The 1,460-nt window shown below is 33.4% G+C and carries 2 protein-coding genes; both read left to right on the plus strand.

The features are described 5' to 3' along the window. The first annotated feature begins 352 nt into the window (after positions 1-352). Positions 353-1,006, plus strand: coding sequence for a hypothetical protein (locus ACUNWA_RS18995; RefSeq protein WP_445593506.1), 654 nt, complete (start codon positions 353-355; stop codon positions 1,004-1,006). A 10-nt stretch (positions 1,007-1,016) separates the two neighbouring features. Continuing rightward, the gene (locus ACUNWA_RS19000) at positions 1,017-1,376 is read left to right on the plus strand and encodes a lipoprotein (RefSeq protein ID WP_445593507.1); all 360 of its coding nucleotides are present in this window, start codon (positions 1,017-1,019) and stop codon (positions 1,374-1,376) included. Positions 1,377-1,460: the final 84 nt, after the last annotated feature.

Consider the following 1,460-nt stretch of genomic DNA (forward strand, 5'->3'; position numbering starts at 1 on the left):
TATTAAATTTGAAGAACGATGCCAACTAAAACTGTAATAGCAAAAATAGAATTGACACAGTTTGTTGAACACTACCTCTAAGGGAATGTCCGACAAATGGAGTTCGTTGGTTGGAAGTCCTGATTAAACAGAGTCATTTTGCTTAAAATAAGAATAAAATGAGTTTACGTAGGCATTTGTTTTGTAAAGTTTTGTAAATTGATCGGCGAAACTAAAAATCGAAACAACCTATGACCGTGCGACCCTACACTCATCAACCACCCCTAAGCAGTCTATTAACCAACAGAAATACATTCAGCTAAAGCGAATATATCCACAAGACTGTGGATATTCAAGTGTTGCCTGTAATTAGATGAAGATACGAACCTACATATCAGATAATAAATGGAAATTGATTCTAATTTTGCTTTTGTTGCTCACGAAATCAGGATTGCAATTATATGATTTTCCAAATTCACACGGATTATGGTTTTTGCGGATTGGAATATTTTTGACTGTAATAATCCTAAGCCTGATAATAATTAGAAATTGGATTCCCAAACTGATTACGATAGGATTGATTGTTATATTCTCAATTTTGCAAGGACAATTGAATTTGTGGAAAATACCGACTCGAAAATATGCAATTGAACTTTATAAGGACAATGACAAAGCAATAAATTTGATTCTACAACAAGACTCAATTCGACGGATTTATAATAGACCTCTTGATGGATTAATTGTTGAAAATTTTCAATATGGAGTTGATTCAGTTTTGCTAAATGATTCAGAGAGGAAAATTATTAAATCATTCATTAAAACAACGGACATAATCGAAATTGAGAAATGTGAATTCGGTGTGCTTTTCATAATGAGAAGGTTTATTGATAATGGATACGGATTGTTTTTTGTGACTAAAGAACAATTGGAAAAAATCGAAAAAGTAGAACGATTTAGGATAAATGGCTACGATGTGACTGGATTTTCAAAGATTACGAATGGTTGGTACTATTTATCTTTTACATAAGACCTTGACTATGAAAAAATGGATTCTTTATATCAGTTTTGCCTTCATTTTGACAGCTTGTTCGATAAAGCCACCCGATTGGATTATTGGGAAATGGTACAATTCTACAAATCCAAGTGAACCAGAATGGATTTTCACAAAGGACTCAGTAATGAACAAACAAGGAACTATAAAAAGTGAGTTTTTTATTGATTGGACTGATAAGAATTTGGAAAATAAATATGTGCTTCAAGCAAGTCACGTTTTAGAGTCAGAGCCTCATTATGAAATATTTGAAAGGATTAGTGCAGACACAATTTTATATTATATTTCAAGTGATTTAAAAGATGAGGATGCGGAAAAAGAGAAAATAAAATTGATTAGAAAATAACTACAGGCAATCGAGTAGACGGCCGGTGAGCTAATAGCCCACCGGAGCGCCTCTCACACCACCGTACGTACGGGTCTCGTATAC

This window comes from Sunxiuqinia sp. sy24 (assembly GCF_052677165.1).

Bases quoted from the DNA above. Each gene is read 5' to 3' on its own strand.
- ACUNWA_RS18995 (WP_445593506.1), top strand. From the start codon at position 353: ATGAAGATACGAACCTACATATCAGATAATAAATGGAAATTGATTCTA.
- ACUNWA_RS19000 (WP_445593507.1), top strand. From the start codon at position 1,017: ATGAAAAAATGGATTCTTTATATCAGTTTTGCCTTCATTTTGACAGCT.